The sequence below is a fragment of the Kitasatospora paranensis genome (genome assembly GCF_039544005.1).
Lineage (GTDB): Bacteria > Actinomycetota > Actinomycetes > Streptomycetales > Streptomycetaceae > Kitasatospora > Kitasatospora paranensis.
In genome coordinates this window covers 7299172-7317295 of record NZ_BAABKV010000001.1, presented here as the reverse complement: position 1 = coordinate 7317295, position 18124 = coordinate 7299172, and the positions used below count along the sequence as shown (strand labels likewise).

11 protein-coding genes and 1 pseudogene are annotated in these 18124 nt (G+C 75.4%); 4 read left to right on the top strand and 8 right to left on the bottom strand.

The features are described from left to right. Nucleotides 1-110: 110 nt before the first annotated feature. Complete coding sequence (locus ABEB13_RS34780; RefSeq protein ID WP_345708666.1) at nucleotides 111-1112, top strand: 2-hydroxyacid dehydrogenase; 1002 nt, start codon at nucleotides 111-113, stop codon at nucleotides 1110-1112. Between the two features lie 40 nt (nucleotides 1113-1152). Next, nucleotides 1153-1293 carry a hypothetical protein gene (locus ABEB13_RS34775; RefSeq protein ID WP_345708665.1) on the top strand — a complete coding sequence of 47 codons (141 nt, stop codon included), beginning with the start codon at nucleotides 1153-1155 and terminating at the stop codon, nucleotides 1291-1293. A 60-nt stretch (nucleotides 1294-1353) separates the two neighbouring features. Here ABEB13_RS34775 and ABEB13_RS34770 read toward each other — a convergent pair whose 3' ends face one another. The 8 genes and pseudogenes from ABEB13_RS34770 to ABEB13_RS34740 form a co-directional block, all read right to left on the bottom strand. Beyond that, entirely contained in the window at nucleotides 1354-2856 is a 1503-nt protein-coding gene (locus ABEB13_RS34770; RefSeq protein WP_345708664.1) for an MFS transporter, read from the bottom strand. A gap of 514 nt (nucleotides 2857-3370) precedes the next feature. After that, nucleotides 3371-5068, bottom strand: coding sequence for a SpoIIE family protein phosphatase (locus ABEB13_RS34765; protein ID WP_345708663.1), 1698 nt, complete (start codon nucleotides 5066-5068; stop codon nucleotides 3371-3373). Continuing rightward, nucleotides 5059-5721, bottom strand: a complete 663-nt coding sequence (locus ABEB13_RS34760) for an ANTAR domain-containing protein (RefSeq protein WP_345708662.1) — start codon at nucleotides 5719-5721, stop codon at nucleotides 5059-5061. Before ABEB13_RS34760 ends, ABEB13_RS34765 begins: the two co-directional genes overlap by 10 nt. 5 nt (nucleotides 5722-5726) lie before the next feature. Beyond that, complete coding sequence (locus ABEB13_RS34755) at nucleotides 5727-9236, bottom strand: HAMP domain-containing protein (protein ID WP_345708661.1); 3510 nt, start codon at nucleotides 9234-9236, stop codon at nucleotides 5727-5729. Between the two features lie 103 nt (nucleotides 9237-9339). Then, nucleotides 9340-9732, bottom strand: coding sequence for an STAS domain-containing protein (locus ABEB13_RS34750; protein WP_345708660.1), 393 nt, complete (start codon nucleotides 9730-9732; stop codon nucleotides 9340-9342). Nucleotides 9733-9754: 22 nt separating this feature from the next. After that, a complete protein-coding gene (locus ABEB13_RS34745; RefSeq protein WP_345708659.1) occupies nucleotides 9755-11812 on the bottom strand; it encodes a SpoIIE family protein phosphatase in 2058 nt (685 codons plus the stop codon). Nucleotides 11813-12009: 197 nt separating this feature from the next. Beyond that, nucleotides 12010-12252: pseudogene (locus tag ABEB13_RS40875) on the bottom strand (ANTAR domain-containing protein); the annotation flags it as partial. A 516-nt stretch (nucleotides 12253-12768) separates the two neighbouring features. Then, the gene (locus ABEB13_RS34740; protein WP_380233055.1) at nucleotides 12769-14295 is read right to left on the bottom strand and encodes an MFS transporter; all 1527 of its coding nucleotides are present in this window, start codon (nucleotides 14293-14295) and stop codon (nucleotides 12769-12771) included. Nucleotides 14296-14772: 477 nt separating this feature from the next. On the opposite strand from ABEB13_RS34740, the gene ABEB13_RS34735 reads away from it, so the two are divergent. Then, the gene (locus ABEB13_RS34735; RefSeq protein WP_345708657.1) at nucleotides 14773-15639 is read left to right on the top strand and encodes a DUF4132 domain-containing protein; all 867 of its coding nucleotides are present in this window, start codon (nucleotides 14773-14775) and stop codon (nucleotides 15637-15639) included. Beyond that, nucleotides 15636-17393 (top strand): hypothetical protein, encoded by a 1758-nt coding sequence (locus ABEB13_RS34730; protein ID WP_345708656.1) that lies wholly within the window; start codon nucleotides 15636-15638, stop codon nucleotides 17391-17393. Before ABEB13_RS34735 ends, ABEB13_RS34730 begins: the two co-directional genes overlap by 4 nt. The last annotated feature ends 731 nt before the right edge of the window (nucleotides 17394-18124 follow it).

Below are 18124 nucleotides of genomic sequence, written 5' to 3'. Positions count from 1 at the left end.
CCCCGGGGGCCGTCGGCCCCCGCATGTCCGTGGCCACCGGACCTGACGGCGGAGCCGCACGCAGCGAGCCATGCCCGGTATTCCGGCAGCCGTCTCGGTAGCGTGACGGGATGGAGATCCTCGCCTACGGCGTCCAAGCAGACGAACAGCCGCTCCTGGAGAAGACCTTCGCGGGCCGGCACTCCCTCCGCACCCTGGCCGTGTTCCTCAACCGCGACACCGCCCCGCTCGCCGCCGGCTACCCGGTCGTCAGCAGCAGCGTCAACGCCGTCCTCGACGCCGGCACCCTCACGCTGCTCGCCGCCGGGGGCACCGGACTGATCGCCCAGCGCTCCACCGGATTCAACAACATCGACCTCGACGCCGCCGCCGAGCTCGGCCTCACCGTCGCCAGGGTCTCCTACTACAGCCCCTACGCGGTCGCCGAACACGCCTGGACCCTCGCGCTCGCCGTCAACCGGCGGCTCACCCGCGCCGCCAGCCGCTCCCGGGAGTTCGACTTCCGCCTCGACGGACTGCTCGGGCGGGACATCCACGGCATGACCGTCGGCGTCATCGGCACGGGCAAGATCGGCGAGTGCTTCGCCCGGATCGCGGCAGGGTTCGGCACCGAGCTGCTCGGCTGGGACATCGCGCAGAACCCGGCCTGCCTCGAACTCGGCATGACCTACGCCGAACTGCCCGACCTCCTCGCCCGCGCCGACCTCGTGAGCCTGCACGTCCCCCTCGTCCCGGCCACGCACCACCTGATCGACTCGGCCGCACTGGCCCGGATGAAGGACGACGCGATCCTCGTCAACTCCAGCCGCGGCGGCCTCGTCGACAGCGCCGCCCTGGTCGAGACCGTCCGCGACGGGCGCCTCTCCGGCGTGGGCCTCGACGTCTACGAGGAGGAGACCGGCGTGTTCTTCACCGACCGCTCCATCCAGGGCATCAGCGACGACGTGCTGGCCCGCCTCGTCACCTTCCCCCAAGTCCTCGTCACCAGCCACCAGGCCTACTTCACCCGCACCGCCGTCGGCCAGATCATCGACGCCACCGCCCGCAACATCGACGACTTCGCCGCCGGCCGCACCAACGAGAACACCCTCGTTCCGGGCAATCGCTCCTGATACGCAGTCACCGGACGGTTTCGGCAGGGACGTCCCGGTCGTGCCGGACCGGTCCGGCACCACCGGCCACTCCACCACCGCCGTGCTGAACGACGGCGCCGTCGGCGACCTGTACGAGATCGGCAGCACCGGCGGCATCGTCTTCGCCGACTTCACCCTGAACTGGGTCGAAGGCGCCTGACCGGCAGGGACGTGGTCGTTCCGGGCCCGGGGCGTGACGCCCCCGGGCCCGGCGCCGGGGTCAGGTCCCGGCGGTCTCGGGTTCCCGGACCTCGCTGAGCGGGGATGCCAGCGACTCCAGGCTGCGGCGTTCGGCCTTCACCCCGATCACGGCCTCCACCAGGCCCGCCAGCGTCATCAGCGCGGCGCCGATGCAGAACGCCAGGGTGGTGTCGGACACCTTCCCGCTGCCCACCAGGCCGTTGAAGAGCAGCGGGCCGGTGATGCCGCCGATCGCGGTGCCGACCGCGTAGAAGAACGCGATGCACAGGGCCCGGGTCTCCAGCGGGAAGATCTCACTGACCGTCAGGTAGGCGGCACTGGCGCCCGCCGAGGCGAGGAAGAGCACGGCCGTCCAGCAGACCGTCATCGTGGTGGCGTTCAGGAGGCCCTGGTCGAAGAGGGCGGCGGTGCCGAAGAGCAGCAGCCCGGAGCCGATGTAGGTACCGGCGATCATCGGCTTGCGCCCGACCGAGTCGAAGAGGTGGCCGAGCAGCAGCGGGCCGAGGAAGTTGCCGACCGCGATCACCGCGAAGTAGTAACCGGTGTTGCCGTCCGGCACGTGGAAGAAGGTGGAGAGGATCACCGCGTAACCGAACGTCACCGAGTTGTACAGGAACGCCTGCCCGATGAAGAGGGCGAGGCCCAGCGCGGTGCGCTTCGGGTACTGCGAGGTGACCGTCCGGGCGATGGTGACGAAGCCGAGCGCGCCGCGCGGGCGGATCCTGATGGTGCCCTCGGCCGGTGGCAGGTCGCGGCCGGTCTCCGCGGCCACGATGCGTTCCGCCTCGGCGACCACGTCCTCCGCCTCGTCGGCGCGGCCGTGGGTGAACAGCCAGCGCGGGCTCTCCGGGACGTGCCGGCGCACCAGCAGGATGACCAGGCCGAGCACGACGCCGATGCCGAAGGCCAGCCGCCAGCCGAGGTCGGTGGCGAACAGCGCGGTGTTCAGCAGGGCGATGGAGGCGAACGCGCCGACCGCCGCCCCGACCCAGAAGCTGCCGTTGATGATCAGGTCGATCCGGCCGCGCACCCGGGCCGGGATCAGCTCGTCGATCGCGGAGTTGATCGCCGCGTACTCGCCGCCGATGCCGAAGCCGGTGAAGAACCGGCAGACGAAGAAGAACCACGCCGTCCAGGAGAAGGCGGTCACGGCGGTGGCGGCCAGGTACACCGCCAGTGTGATCATGAAAAGCTTCTTCCGGCCGAGCCGGTCGGTCAGCCAGCCGAAGAACAGCGCTCCGCTGCAGGCACCCGCCACGTACAGCGCGGCGGCGACCGTGGTGACCTGGGTGGTGCTGATCGCGATCCCACTGCCGGACTGGGCGAGACGGCCGGCGATGTTGCCGACGATGGTGACCTCCAGCCCGTCCAGGATCCAGACGGTGCCGAGGCCGATCACGATCCGCCAGTGCCAGCGCGACCAGGGCAGCCGGTCGAGTCTGGCCGGTACGTCCGTCTCGATGACGTCCTGCTCCGCGCCCTGACGGACATCGCGCCCGGCGCGGATGGTGTCGTCTCCCATGGCCGGCCTCCGTTTCGCTCGCAGGTGTCAGCGGCCGTTCGGCGCTGCGGCCCGGCGTCTGCCCGGTGGGCCCGCCTCCACACGTGGGCGTGCCGGTCGGCCGGGCGGCCGGGGCCGCATGGCGGCCGTGGGGCCGGGTAGGCGGCTCAGTGGAAGACCGCGGGAGACGGCTCCGGCCGCCCCGCCGGAAGGACGAGAGCCGCTGGAGGCGATCATGACCGTGCCCGTACCGCCCGGTCCCGACGTCGGACCGTTCCCCGACCCGGCCCCGCCCGGCCCCGTGCCACCGTCGCCGCTCCCCGGCCCCGGCGGCCCCGACCCGCAGCCGACCCCGCCCGCCCCGGTCCCGCCGACCCCGCCCGCCCCGGTCCCCGACCCGGAACCGCCGAATCCCGGCCCGACGCCGGGCCCGCCCGAGCCCGCTCCCCCATCGACGGGTGACACCACCGCCCGCAGCGGCGCCGGCACCCGTACCGGCACCGGAACCGGCCGGCGGTGGCGTGCGGCGGACGGGTCAGACCGGTTCCGTGCGGACGGCGATCAGACAGGTGTCGTCGCCGGTGTCGGCCCGGCTGTGGAGCAGCAGGCGGTCCAGGTACTCGCCGAGGTCGGCCCCGGGCGGGCCGGCCGCTGCCAGCAGCTCGCGGAGCATCCCCACGTCGCCCTCCCGCCGTTCGATCAGGCCGTCGGTGTAGAGCAACAGCACGTCCCCGGCGGCCAGTACGGTGCTCCGCTCCTCGTACGCCTGCTCGCCCGCCGCGCCCAGCAGCACGCCGCGCGGCAGCGGCAGCAGGGTCGGCTCGCCGTCCCGGAGCAGCACCGGCGGCAGGTGCCCGGCCCTGGCCCAGCGCAGCTCGCGGGTGGACGGGTCGTAGCGGGCGCAGACCGCGGTCGCGGTGGTCGGCTCGGGCAGCTGCATCGCGGCCAGGTTGAGCCACTCCATGAGCTGCCCGGGGGCGGCCCCCGTCATCGCCAGGCCGCGCAGCGCATTGCGGAGCACCACCATGCCGGTGGCGGCCTCGACGCCGTGGCCCGCGACGTCGCCGAGGCTGAGCAGGGCGCTCTTGTCGGGCAGCAGGAGGGCGTCGTACCAGTCGCCACCGACCTTCTCGCGCTCGGCGGCGGGCCGGTAGCGGACGGCGGCGGCTAGCCCGGCGGCGGCCAGCGGCGGCGGTTCGGCGGGCAGCAGGGCGCGCTGGAGGCGCAGCGCCAGCCGGCCCCGTTCGGCGGACTCCTGCTCGCTGTCGGCGAGCCGCTCCCGGGTGGCGGACAGCGCGATCTCGGTGCGGTGCTGGGCGGTGACGTCCTGGTAGGCGCCGCGGACGCCGACCGTGCGGCCGCCGGCGGTGGTCACCGGTTCGGCGACGAGCCGGGCATAGCGGGTCAGGCCGTCGGCGCGCAGCAGCCGGAAGACGGCGGAGGCCTCGGTGTGCCGCTGCAGCACGGTGTGCGCGAGCCGCCGCACGGCGGGCCGGTCGTCGGGGTGGACGTGGGCGGCGAGCGCGGCGAGCGGGACGGGCGTGCTGTCGGGGGCCGTGCCGTACAGCGCGAACAGCCTGCCCGTCCAGTGCACGTCACCGGTGGTCAGGTCCTCCTCGAAGCCGCCGATCCGGGCGAGCCGCTGGGCGTTGCGGAGCAGAGCCGTCCGGCGGCTCCCGGTGTCCTCCGGCTGCCAGCACACCAGCAGCCCGCGGCCGGTACGGGCGGCGCCGAGCCGCAGCACGACGGTGACCGGCGCCGGGTCGCCGCGGAAGGTCAGGTGCAGGCACTCGTCGCGGATCGGCTCACCGGTGGCGTGGACCCGCAGCAGCCGGGCGAGCAGCCCGTCGGCGCAGGCGAGCGGGTAGGCGTCGGCGAGGGTGCGGCCGAGCAGGGTGTGCGGCAGGCGGCCCGCCGGGTCGGTGAAGGCGGGCGAGAAGGCGGTGATCCGGAAGTCGGCTGCTGCGTCGCCGGGGCCGGGTACGGCGTCCAGCAGCAGCACCTGGCCGAGCGCGGCGTCGAGCACGGCGGCGGATTCGACCGCCGTGTCCGCTGCTCCCGCCGGGGCCGTCCGGGCGGTCGAGGTGGCGGGCCGGCCGGCCAGAGCGACCGCGCACACCTCGGCCAGCGCGTCGAGCTGGACTTCGGCGGTGGCCGGCAGGTCGGCGGCGCCGGCCGGCCAGGCGAGTTCGAGCGCCCCGAGGCCGTGGCCGCCGCGCCGGATCAGCAGCACGAGCCGCAGGGTGCGGCGCGGCGGCCGAGGGTGGGGGCATCGGTGGCCGTCGGCCGGCCGTCCGGCGGCCAGCGGGCGGCGCCGCTCTCCAGGGCCCGCCGGGCGGTGGTGTCGACGCCGGGCGGGACGTACCGCCAGGCGGCCGCCTCCGTCCCCGGGAATCCCGCCTGGCCGGCCAGGGTGAGCCCGCCGCCCGGGGCGTGCGCCCAGACGGCGAGGGCGACGACTCCGGTCGGGCCCGCGGCGTGGTCGAGGGCGGCGCGGGCGATGTCGTCGCCCTCCGGTGCCGCCCCCTCGGCGGCTGCGGCGGCGCCGGTGTCCGAGGTGGCACCGGTGTCGTCGTCGGCACCGGCCGGGTCGGCCGGGAGGTCCCGGCCGGTGGCCGGGCGGGGTGGTCCGGCGGCAGCGGCGACGATCTCCCCGGCGAGTTCCGCGACGGGCAGGCCGGCCGCCCGGGCCAGCGTCGCGAGCTGGGCGGCGGCCTCGGCTGGCGGGCAGCCGAGGCGTTCGGCCAGGACGCCGGTGGCGAGGTCGGTGAGCGGGCGGGCTGCGGCGGTCCGGCGCAGGTGCTCGACCTCGGCCGCCAGCCGGGCCGCGGCGGCCAGGGGGTCGCCGGGGCTCGGGCCCGGCCTGCGTGGGGCGGTGCCGGCCATGGCGGTCAGCCGCCCAGCCGCCGGGCGATCAGGGTGACCAGCCGGTCGACGTCGACGGGTTTGGTCACGTAGTCGTCGGCGCCCGCGGCGAGGCTCCGGTCCCGGTCGCCGGGCATGGCCTTGGCCGTGACGGTGATGACCGGGACAGCGGCGAGGCCGGGTTCGGCCCGGATGGCGGCGGTGGCGGTGTGGCCGTCCATCTCGGGCATCATCACGTCCATCAGGACGAGGTCGGTCTCGGGATGGGCGCGCAGGGCGTCCAGGCCGGCGCGCCCGTTGTCGGCGCGCAGCACCCGGGCGCCGTGCAGTTCGAGCATGCCGGTGAGGGCGAAGACGTTGCGGGCGTCGTCGTCGACGACCAGGATCGTGCGCCCGGCGAGGCGCCCGGGCGGTGGCCCGCCGCCCTCGTCCGGCGCGGTCGGCGCGGCGCTCGCGACGGCCGGGCGGGCAGTCGGTGCGGCCGCGGCGGGCGGCGCGGGCGGCGCGGCGAGCGGCAGGTACAGGGTGAAGCGGCTGCCGGCGCCGAGGGCGGAGCGGGCGGTGAGCGCGCCGCCGAGCAGGTGGGCGAGTTCGCGGCTGATGGAGAGCCCCAGGCCGGTGCCGCCGTAGCGGCGGCCGGTGGTGCCGTCGGCCTGGCGGAAAGCCCCGAAGACCGACTCCAGGTGCTGGGCGGCGATGCCGATGCCGGTGTCCTCGACGTGGAAGGCGAGGGCGGGTGCTGCGATCCCCTCGGGGAGCTCGGCCGGGTCGGCGGGTTCGACGCGCAGGTCGACCCGGCCGGTGTCGGTGAACTTGAGGGCGTTGGAGAGCAGGTTGCGCAGGATCTGCCGCAGCCGTGCCTGGTCGGTGACGAGTTCGGCCGGTACCCGCGGGTCGGTGACCACGTCGAGGGCCAGCCGCTTCTGGGCGGCGACCGGGCGGAAGGCGACCTCGATCTGGTCGAGGAGTTCGCGCAGCGGCACGAGGTCGGGGCTGACGTCCATCCGGCCGGCCTCGATCTTGGACAGGTCGAGGATGTCGTCGATGAGCTGGAGCAGGTCGGAGCCGGCCGAGTGGATGATCTCCGCGTACTCGACCTGTTTGGCCGTCAGGTTGCCGGACGGGTTCTGGGCGAGCAGCCGGGCGAGGATGAGCTGGCTGTTGAGCGGGGTGCGCAGCTCATGGCTCATGTTGGCGAGGAACTCGGACTTGTAGCGCGAGGTGCGGGCGAGCTGGCGGGCGCGTTCCTCGAGTTCGCGGCGGGCCTGCTCGATCTGGAGGTTCTTGGCCTCGATGTCGCGGTTCTGGGTGACGAGCAGGTCGGCCTTCTCCTCGAGTTCGGCATTGGATCGGCGCAACTCCTCCTGTCCGGACTGGAGTTCCTCGGACCTCGCGCGGAGTTCGGCGGTCAGCCGCTGGGACTCCTCGAGCAGTTCGTCCGTCCGGGCGTTGGCCAGCAGGGTGCTGAGGTTGGCGCCGACGGTCTCGGCGAACCGGGCCAGCAGGTCCTGGTGGGCGCTGCTGAAGGGGTGCAGCGCGGCGATCTCCAGCACGGCGAGCAGCTGGTCCTCGACGACGACCGGCAGCACGACGAGCTCGCGCGGCGGCGCGGCGCCCACACCGGAGGAGACGGTGGCGTAGCCGGGCGGCAGGTCCGCGACGGCGATCGTCCGGCGGCTGCGCCCGGCCTGGCCCACCAGGGACTCGCCGAGCCGCAGCCGTTCCGGTCCCTGGCCGGGGCCGCGCCCGTACGCGCTGATCAGCACCAGTTCGGTGCCGCGCGGGGTCTCCTCGGCGAGGTAGAAGGCGCCGTACTGGGCGCGGACGAGCGGGGTGAGTTCGTCCATGATCAGTTCGGCCACGACGGCGAGGTCCCGGTGGCCCTGGACGAGTCCGGTGAGCCGGGCGAGGTTGGACTTGAGCCAGTCCTGGTCCTCGTTGGCGCGGGTGGTCTCGCGCAGGGATTCCACCATGAGGTTGATGTTGTCCTTGAGGTCGGCGACCTCGCCGGAGGCGTCGACGGTGATGGAGCGGGTGAGGTCGCCCTCGGCGACGGCGCCGGTGACCTCGGCGATCGCCCGGACCTGCCGGGTGAGGTTGCCGGCGAGCTCGTTGACGTTCTCGGTGAGCCGCTTCCAGGTGCCGGAGACGCCCTCGACCTCGGCCTGGCCGCCGAGCCGGCCCTCGCTGCCGACCTCCCGGGCGACCCGGGTGACCTCGGCGGCGAACGAGGACAGCTGGTCGACCATGGTGTTGATGGTGGTCTTGAGCTCCAGGATCTCGCCCCGGGCGTCCACGTCGATCTTGCGGGTCAGGTCGCCCTGCGCCACCGCCGTGGTCACCTGGGCGATGTTGCGGACCTGTCTGGTCAGGTTGTGCGCCATGAAGTTGACGTTGTCGGTCAGGTCCTTCCAGGTGCCGGCGACGTTCGGCACCCGCGCCTGCCCGCCGAGGATGCCCTCGGTGCCGACCTCGCGGGCCACCCGCGTCACCTCGTCCGCGAACGCCGACAGCGTGTCCACCATCGTGTTGAACGCCCCGGCCAGGGCCGCGACCTCGCCCTTCGCCGCCACCGTGATCTTCTGCGACAGGTCGCCCTTGGCGACGGCGGTGGCGACCTGGGCGATCGAACGGACCTGGCCGGTCAGGTTGGAGGCCATCACGTTGACATTGTCGGTGAGGTCCTTCCACGTCCCGGAGACGCCCTTCACGGTCGCCTGGCCGCCGAGCCGCCCGTCGGTGCCGACCTCGCGGGCCACCCGGGTCACCTCGTCCGCGAACGCCGAGAGCTGGTCGACCATCGTGTTGATGGTCTCCTTGAGCTCCAGGATCTCGCCCCGGGCGTCGACCCGGATCTTCTGCGACAGGTCGCCCCTGGCCACCGCCGTGGCCACCTGGGCGATGCCGCGGACCTGGCCCGTCAGGTTCCCGGCCATCGAGTTGACCGAGTCGGTGAGGTCACGCCAGGTGCCCGACACTCCCGCCACGTCGGCCTGGCCGCCGAGGATGCCCTCGGTGCCGACCTCCCGGGCCACCCGCGTCACCTCGCCGGCGAACGCCGACAGCTGGTCGACCATCGTGTTGACGGTGTCCTTGAGCTCCAGGATCTCGCCCCGGGCGGCCACGTCGATCTTCTGCGTGAGATCGCCCTCGGCGACCGCCGTGGTGACCTGTGCGATGTTGCGGACCTGCCAGGTGAGGTTGCCCGCCATCGCGTTGACGGAGTCGGTGAGGTCGCGCCAGGTGCCCGAGGCCCCGCGGACGTCGGCCTGCCCGCCGAGCCTGCCCTCGGTGCCGACCTCGCGGGCCACCCGGGTCACCTCGGAGGTCACCCGGGACAGTTGGTCCGCCATGCCGTTGAAGACCCCGGCGATCTCGCCGAGCAGCCCGGGGCCGCCCTCGGGGAGCCGGGTGCTGAAGTCGCCGTCCCGGACGGCGGTGAGGCCCTCCAGCAGCCGGCGCAGCCCGTCCTCGGGCAGCGGCCCTGCGGCGCCGCGGGACGGCTGGTCCGGCACGTGCCCTGCGGACGGGTCCATCCGGGTACCTCCGCGCCTGTGGAGGGGCCGGGGTGCCGGCCCTTCGCCTGCTCCACCACTGTGCCACCGCTCCGGGGCGGGGTCACCCCACCGGGAGGCCCGGTCACCCGCCGGAGGCGCCCCGGGCGGCCTGCGCCACCGTCGCGTACACCTGGAAGATCTCCCCGGCGCCGGTGATCTCCAGCATCCGCGCGACCATCGGGGACGGGTCGACCAGGACGACCCGCCGGCCCGCCGACTCCGCGGCCAGCCGGGCGCGCAGCAGCAGGTTGAGCCCGGTCGAGTCGCAGAACGACAGACCGGAGCAGTCCACCGCCACCATCGCCGCGGGGCCGCCCAGCGCATCGTCCAGGGCCTCGCGGAGCGGGCCGGCGCTGTCGTGGTCGAGTTCGCCGACCGGCAGCAGCCGGCAGCCGTCGGCCAGCGGCTCCACCGTCACGGTGAGCACCGCCGGGCCGGACGGGCCGTCGCCCGCCGTACCCTGCCCGTCCGTCACGTCGGTCCTCCCGTCCTGTCCGTCACGCCGGTCCGCCTGTCCGCGCAGGTGCCCGGTTCTCCACGATAGGCCCGTCGCCCGGCCCGGCCGGGGTGCGCAGCCGCAGACCCACCAGGCAGGTGTCGTCGAGCGCGCTCGGGGCGGCCATCCGGCGGAGCACGTGGTCGAGACAGCCGTCGAGGTCGCCGGCCCGGTACTCGTCGACGGCCAGCCGCAACCGGGCCAGCCGCCCGCCGAGGTCGGCGCCGCGGCGGACGACCAGGCCGTCGGTGTAGAGCAGCAGCACGTCGCCGGGGTGCAGCCGGAGTTCGGCTGTGGCGTACCCGGCCCGCGGCACGGCCCCGAGCAGCAGCCCCTCCGGCGGGTCGAGCAGCCGGGCCGTCCCCTCCCGGGAGAGCAGCGGCGGCAGGTGGCCGGCCCGGGCCCAGCGCAGCACACCGGTGGCCGGGTCGAGGCGCCCGCAGACGGCGGTGGCGGTGTGGTCGGCGTGCTGGTGGCAGAGCATCCGGTTCAGCCGGCCCAGCAGGTCGCCGGGCTCGGCCCCGGTGTAGGCCAGCCCGCGCAGCGCGTACCGCAGGCCCGCCATCCGGGCGGCGGCGGCCAGACCGTGTCCGGAGACGTCGCCGGCGACCACCAGCACGGTGCCGTCGGGCAGCGGCAGGACGTCGTACCAGTCGCCGCCGACCCTGCCCTCCCGTTCGGCGGCCAGGTAGCGCACGGCGCTCTCCAGCCCGGTCGGGAGCGGCCCGGCGGGGGCGGACGTCAGGGCGCTCTGCAGCGCCTCGACGGCACGGTGCTCGGCCTCGGTTCGGCGCCGCTGGTCGGCGAGCCGGTTGCGGGTGCCGGCCAGCGCCTGCTCGGCGCGTCGCCACCGGGTGACGTCCTGCAGCACACCGTGGACGGCGGACGGCGCCTCCCCCGCGGGCCCGGGCTCGGCCTCGGCGAGGACGCGCAGGTGGCGGGCCCCGTCGCGGCCTGCCCGGAACTCGATGGTCGCCGGGCTCTCCCCGCCGAACAGCCGCCCGGCGGCGTCCCGGACGGCAGCGCGGTCGGCCGGGGCGACCGCGGCCAGCGCCTCGCCGGGGGTCGCCCCGGTGCGGTCGTCCCCGGGCAGGCCCAGCAGCCGCAGTGCCTCCGGGGAGCAGCCGATCCGGGCCGAGCCGGCCTCCCAGCCCCAGGTGCCCAGCCGGGCCAGCCGCTGTGCCTGGTCGAGCTGGCTCTCGCGCCGCCGCTGCTCGTCGTGGGCCCGCCAGGTGAGCAGGGCCCCGTCCGGGTAGGGGGCCGCGCGCAGGGTCATCGCCGAAGTCCGTACGGCGCCCTCGACGACCTCGGTGAACTGCTCGGAGGCGCCGGTGTAGGGCACGCCGGTGGTGGCGGTGTCGAGGATGTGCCGGAAGATGCCGGCGGCGACCATGCCCGGGTAGAGCTCGCTGAGCCGGCGGCCGGCGAGATCGGCCGCGGTGCGGCCGGCCAGGTCGACGGTGGCGGTGTTGGCGTGCTCCACCACCAGGTCGACGGTGCGGCCGTCGGCGTCGTGGACGGCGCCGAGGACCAGCACCGGGTCGAGCAGGGTGTCCACGACGGCGCGGAACCACGGCTGGACGGCAGGGCGGGAGGCGCCCGCGGCACGCGCCAGCCGGTCGAGTCGGTCGGCGCAGAGGTCGGCCAGGTCGGCCAGGAACGCCTCGGCGGCCGGATCGGGGGTGTACGGCTCGGGCCAGCCCAGTTTCATCGCTCCCGTCACCCGCCCCCGCACCCGCAGGGGCAGCGCGCAGACGGACTGCCCGGGGACGAGGTCCGCGCCGCCGAGGTCGGGGTAGCGGGCCGCGAACTCGGCCCGGTCGTGCACCCAGACGGCCGTGCCCGACCGGACGGCCTCGGTGAGCGGCAGCACCCGCAGCGGCGGGATGCGCCGCCACTGGCTGAGCCGGCGGGCGTCGGCGCCGTGGCTGCCGACCAGTCGCAGCGCGCCGTCCGGCTCGCGCAGCGCCAGCACGACGGCGGTGGCGCCCAGGGGAGCGAGCGCGGACCCGGCCAGCAGCCGGGCGAGGTCGTCGGGGCCCGAGGCCCGGGCCAGCACACCGGCGGCCAGCTGGCGGAGCGCCGCGTAGCCGCCCGGCGGCGCGGCGGCGGGGCTGCCGGCGGCAGGGGCGGGGGAAGGAGCGCGGGGCGGGATTGGGGGCCGAGCAGCGGCGCGGTCGCGGCCGGCCGCCGGGGTCGGCGCCCGGCCGGGCTTCCCGGGCGCGGCCGGGGCGTGGCGGCGGCCAGCAGCTCGGCGGCGATCTCGGCGACCTTGCGGTTGGCGTCCTGGGAGCGGGCGGAGAGCTGCTCGAAGGCCTCGTCGGGGGTGCAGGCGAACCGCTCCACCAGCAGTCCCTTGGCCTGCTCGATGACCGCCCGGCTGCGCATCGCCGTGCGCAGCCCCTCGACCTCGCTGCGCAGCCGGGCCACGGCGGCCTCCAGGACGGCCCGCTCGGGGTCGGTGCCGTCGCCGTCCGCGCGGTCGGTGCCCTCGGCCATCGCAACGTCCTCCGTCGCTCGTCGGCGCCTCCAGCCTAGGGCTTGTCCGCGACGTCCCGCCTCTCCGCCGGGTGCGCGGGGCAGGGCGGGCGCAGCACCGGCCGGGCGGTCCGGCCCACCGCGGCGGGCCGGACGGATTGACGGCCGGTCAGCCTGCGTGCGGAGCTTTGCCGTCGCGGGTATGACGCGGCCCCGGTGCGGGTACGAAACGCGCAACCGGGAATTGCGCCGGTGCACCGTACGGCCGAGGAGGCGACTGCGATGACCAGGATCAGGATCACCACGCGCCCCAGCCAGGGCCGCCCGCGGCCGCCGCTCGACCTGCGGACGCCGTCCGGCCGGCCGCTCCCGTACTGAGCCCGCCGGGGCCGGCCGTGGCCGGCCGCAGCCGGGGCCCTGTCGTCCGCGGGCTGTCCTCGATGACCGATCGGCGGCCGGCCGATGCGCCGGGCCGCACGGACGACGCGTCCTGACCGTCCGTACGGCGTGCCCTGGCGCTCCGGGCCCGGCGCGGTGTCAGGCGGGGCGCACGGCGTCGTCCGGCAGTGGCGCGGCAGTCGGCCCGGCCTCGGAGGTGACCCGGGTGCCGGGGTGGAACAGCGCGCACAGGAAGGCGACGGCGAGGGCCGCGGCCATGCCGAGCAGCACCGGCCGGTTGGCCGCGGCGTAGTCGGCGCGGATGGCGTCCAGCGCGGCGGAACTCACCCCGCCCTGCCCGCCACCGCCGCCGGAGCCGGAGAAGCTGTGGGTGATCTGCTCCGCCGTGGAGCGGGCCAGCCCGGCTGGCAGGCCGCTGTGCTCCAGGGTCTCGGTGATCTTGTTGGCGGCGGTGTGCAGCAGCACGGTGCCCAGGACGGCGAGGCTGACGCTCGCGGAGTAGTTGCGGACGGTCTGCGTGATGCCGGTGACCTCGCCGTAGGACCGGCCGATCGCCCGGTTGACCGCATCGGTGGAGGCGGGGGTGAGCAGCAGTCCGATGCCGACACCGGAGAGCACGATGTAGATCCACTGGGCGCTCAGCGACAGGTCGGTGATCTTCATCGCCCAGAGTGCGAAGCCGACCGCCCCGATCAGCGTGCCGAGGAGCATGGCGGGCCGCGCACCGCGCTTGTCCAGGATCCGGCCGCCGATCTGCGAGGCCGGACCGAACCCCGCGAAGAACAGCAGCAGGTAGAGGCCGGCCTGGTTGGCGGTGTAGCCGAGCGCGACCTGTGCGTAGACCGAGGCGAAGAAGAACACCGGGACGAAGGCCATCATCGCGAAGAACAGCACCGCGTTGTCGACCGCGAACGCCCGGTCCTTGAAGACCTGCATGGTGATCAGCGGGTCGCTGCTGCGCAGTTCGGCGAGGACGAAGAGGACGAGCACGGCGAGGCCGCCGATGATGCAGAGCCAGGTCGCGGCGCTGCCCCAGCCCCAGACGGAGGCCTGCTGGAGGCCGAGCACGCTCAGCCCCATGCCGACCGCGACGAGCACGGCGCCGAGCCTGTCGACCGGCTCGGGGCGCGGGGTGTTGCGGATCCGCGCCCGGAGGGTGAGGACGACGGCGATCACCGCGACGGGCACGTTGACCCAGAAGATCGCCCGCCACGTCCAACTGGTCAGCCAGCCGCCGAGGATCGGCCCGACCGCGGTGAGTCCGCCCGCCACCCCGAAGAACAGCGCCAGGGCCCGGCCGCGGCGCTCGACCGGGAAGACCTCGACGACGACGGCGAGGGCGGCCGGGAACATCAGCGCCGCGCCGAAGCCCTGGACGGCGCGGAAGACGATCAGCCAGGCCTCGGCCCCGGAGCCGGACGGGGCGGCCCCGCACAGCACCGAGGCGGCGACGAACACCAGGGTGCCGAACAGCATGATCCGGCGGTGGCCGAGGATGTCCGCGATCCGGCCGCCGAGGGCGAAGAACGCGGCCAGGGACAGCAGGTAGGCGTTGACCACCCACTGCATCCCGGCCGCGGACAGCCCGAGTTCGCGGATGATGCTCGGTGCGGCGATGGACACGATGGTCTGGTCGATGAAGGTCATCGACACCGCGAACAGCATGCCGGCCAGCGCCAGGGACTCGCTGGTCGCGCCCCGGTCCGTGGCGGGGGATCCACCGCTCCTCGATGACACCGTGTTCTCCTCGGATCGCGCTGCGGGCGCCGACCGGCGGCCCGGGGGCAGGGTACGGGCCTGGCGACTGCCCTTCCGGGAGGAACTCCATGCGACACGCCGCACCCGGACGACCGGCGGAAGGGACACCCGACGGGGCAGTGGGCGGTGACGCTCCACAGCACCTGGACCGGGAGCACATACGCGGTATGCAGGAGAGGGTGGGCCTCCCCCGGGCGGGCCGGTCGCCCACCCACGGGTACGAACCGGCCGGACACCGTGCGGCCTGCGGCGGATGACGGCCTCCCGCGTGGACCGGTTGTCCGAAGCGGCCGCTAGCGTTCCCGTCATCACCGCGCCGAGGTGTCCGCATTTCCCTCGGTCTGCGGCGTTTTCCATGACCGGACGGACAAGAGGTGGGGACCGATGGCTTGGCTGGCAGCGGGTGAGGGCTACGAAGTCGCCCTCGTGGAGGGACGGGTGACGGCCCGGTCGACGACGGGCCGATCGGCCGGCAGGCAGTTGAAGTCGCTGCCGAAGGCCGTCCGGGAGCACCCGGAGACCGACCGGCTGCGCCGGTTCACCGAGTGGCTGGACCGTCACGCCGCCTCCTGCTCCGCCCAGGTGGACGCCTGGATGGTGTCCTCGCTGCCGGTACCGACCGGGCTGCTCGCCCGGGTCTGGCCCGACGAGGCCTGGCGGGCCGCGCTGCGCGACCTCGTGGTGGTCGGCGACGACCCCGACCAGGCCGGGTTCCTGCGCGACGTCACTCCCGAGGGCGAGGTCCGGCTGGTCGACCTGGACGGCGAGACCGTCCGGATCTCCCCCGCCACGGTGACCCTGCCCCACCCGGTGCTCCTCCCCGACCTGGAGGAGCTGCGCGAGTTCGCCTCCGAACTGGGCGTCGTCCAGGGCGTCGACCAGATCCACCGGGCGGTCTGGCACAAGCCCGCCGACCTCGCCGAGAAGGCCACCCAGGTCAAGGACTTCGCCGGCGGCCGCTACCCGTCCCGGTTCGGCCTCGCCGCACGGGCCTCCGCCCTCGGCTACCGGGTCTCCGGCGGCTACGCCACCTGCCGTGTCCGCGACGGCGGCAGCACCACCGAGGCCACCGTGTGGATCGGCGAACCGTACTGGGACGGCGACTCGGAGACCGGCGGCCTCGGCTGGCAGGACGCCGACGGCCGGGCGGTCACGCTCCCCGACGTCCCCCCGGTCGCCTGGTCCGAAGGAATGCGCATGGCCGCTGCGCTGTACGCCGGCCGCACCGTCGAGGAAGGCAAGGACGCATGACGTACGACGCGGACACGACCGAGCGGCAGGCCGTCGAGCTGCTCCAGGCCGGCGGCGTGCTGCCGCCCGGCACCCGCGGCGCAGGCGAGCGCGCCGTCCCGCTGACCGCCCGGACGTACCGTCACCCGGGCCTGGACGACCGGGTGGTCGTCCGGCTGGTGGCGGCCGAACTCGGCGCCGCCGAGGACCTCGCCGCCGGCTACCTCGGCCTGGAGCCGGCCGCCGGACCGGCCGAGGTCGGGCTCGGCCTGCGCCAGGCCCTCGGCTTCCCCGAGTGGGTCCTCGCCCACCACCCGGCCGACGGCCGGCACGCCCTCGGCCTGATGCCGGAGCTGGAGCGGGTCGCCCGCCAGGCCAAGTCCAAGCCGAAGGCCGCCCTCGACGCCTACCAGGAGCTCGCCGGCCGGCTGGCCTCCGCCGTGCCGCACTTCCTGCCGACCTTCTACGAGCAGGCCGGCCGGGTCTTCCTCGGCCTGGAGAACGCCGCCTACGCCGCACAGCTGTTCGGCCGGGCCCGCCGCGCGGAGGCCGAGCACGGCCTGCCGCTGGACGAACAGCGGCTGGACGCCGTCTTCCTGGAGTTCGCGCTGGCCGGCGCACTGCCCGTCAAGGTGCTGTCCGGCTACGCCAAGGAGCTCACTGCCCGGGTGCCCGCCACCGAGGCGTTCGAACGCTTCCGACTGCTGTGCGTGCGCCGCACCGCGGGCGGCCTGCCGCCGTCCGCCCGGATGGCCACCGACCTGCGCCGGCTGGCCCGGGCCGCAGGCGCCGACCCCGAGGCCGCCGAGAGCGCCTACCTCGCCGAGTTGCTCACCCTGCCCGCGACGCTGCGCGCCGCCGCCGGCTGGTGGAGGGGCCACCGCCAGGCCCTGGTGGCCCTGGCCCGCGCGGACGGCGCCGTCCGGCGGACGCTGCTCGACCTGACCCCGCTGTCCGAGGACCGCGAACTGCCCGGGCTGTGGCTGGAGATCCTGGAGGAGTCCGGCGCCACCGCGGGCCTGCTCGACGACGCGGGCCCGGACTCCGCCGGCCCCGCCGACGGTGCGGCCGGCTGGCTGGAGCGCTTCCTCGCCTGGCGCGGCACCGGCTGGCGCAGCCGCGGCCCGATCCCCGCCCTCTACGGGCTGGTGGAGCGGATGGCCGGGCGGCTGCGCACCGAACTCACCGCCGGCGGCACCGTGCGCGTCACCGAGGGCGACGTCGACCTGCTCGACCTGCTGCTCGCCCTCGACGTGCCGGTCGCCGACCCGGTGGACAACACCACGCTGCTGCTGGAGCCCTGGGCGCTCAAGGAGGAGCGGCGCGACCTGCTCGCGCTGGAGGCGGACCCGCGGTTCCGCGCGGCGTTCGGCCGCGGCGCGCGGCGGATCTCCGACGACCACGACGGCCGCACCGCGCTCGGCGTGCTCGCTCGCTCCCCGGCGGCCGGCCGATGCTCGCCGCGTGGACGGCCGAGGTCGCCGCCGAGTCCTCCGCCGCCGGCCTCCCCGACCTGCCCGACGCCCTGCGGCGGATCGGGTGGCTGCCCGGCGAGGTGCTGGTGCTGGCCGAGGACGCCGTCCAGGCCGCCGCCGGCACCGACGTCTCCGAGGTGCTCGCCCGCACCCTGCGCGGCGGCCTGCTGGACGAACTCGGCTGGCCCGCCTGGGAGGAGGCCGTCGCCACGCTCGTCCCCCGCAAGGACGTCGACGACCTCGTGGTCGCCGACGCCTGGCCGCACCTCGTCGTGGCCGGCCCGAGCCAGGCCCGGGTGATCGGCGCCGAGGGCACCGTGCTCACCCACGACCTGCGGATACCCGCCGGCGACACCGGCTCGGACCCGGGCTTCCACCACGTCGACGGCTCGCTGCTCGTCCAGTGGTGCTCGCGCGCCCAGAACCACCGCAAGGTCGGCTACTGGCACACCGCCCCCGACCGCACCTTCACCATGCCCGAGGGCACCAGCGTCCGCGGCACCCGGATGACCTGGCTCGGCAACCTGCGCACCTTCGGCCTGCCGCTGCCCGGCGGCGGCCGGACGACCGGCGACGGCGTCGTCCACGCCGGCGACACCGCGCTGCCCGGCGAGCGCCGGGTGATCGGCGACGGCACCTCGTTCTGGGCCTGGGCCCGCAGCGGCGAGGACACCCCCTTCGGCTGGCACGAGTACGACCCGGCGACCGGCGCGCTCGGCCGCGCCGCGCTCCCCGGGTTCCTCGCGGACGCCCTGCGCGACGCCCCGGCGGGCAGCACCTTCCGCTCCGGCTGGGTGATGCCCGCCGCATCGGCCGAGCAGACCCCGGCCGGGGCCCCGGCCGACGGCGTGCTGGCCTGGCGCACCGTCGAACTGCCCGACGGCGCGGTCCGCGGCGAGGACGCCGCCGGACACTCCGTCACCCTGCCCGCGGGCGCCGGCGTGCCGACCCGGCTGGTGCTCTTCCCCGGCGCGGAGCGGCCGCAGGCCGTCGTCCGGGAGACCTACCGGATGCGCCTGGTCGACCCGGAC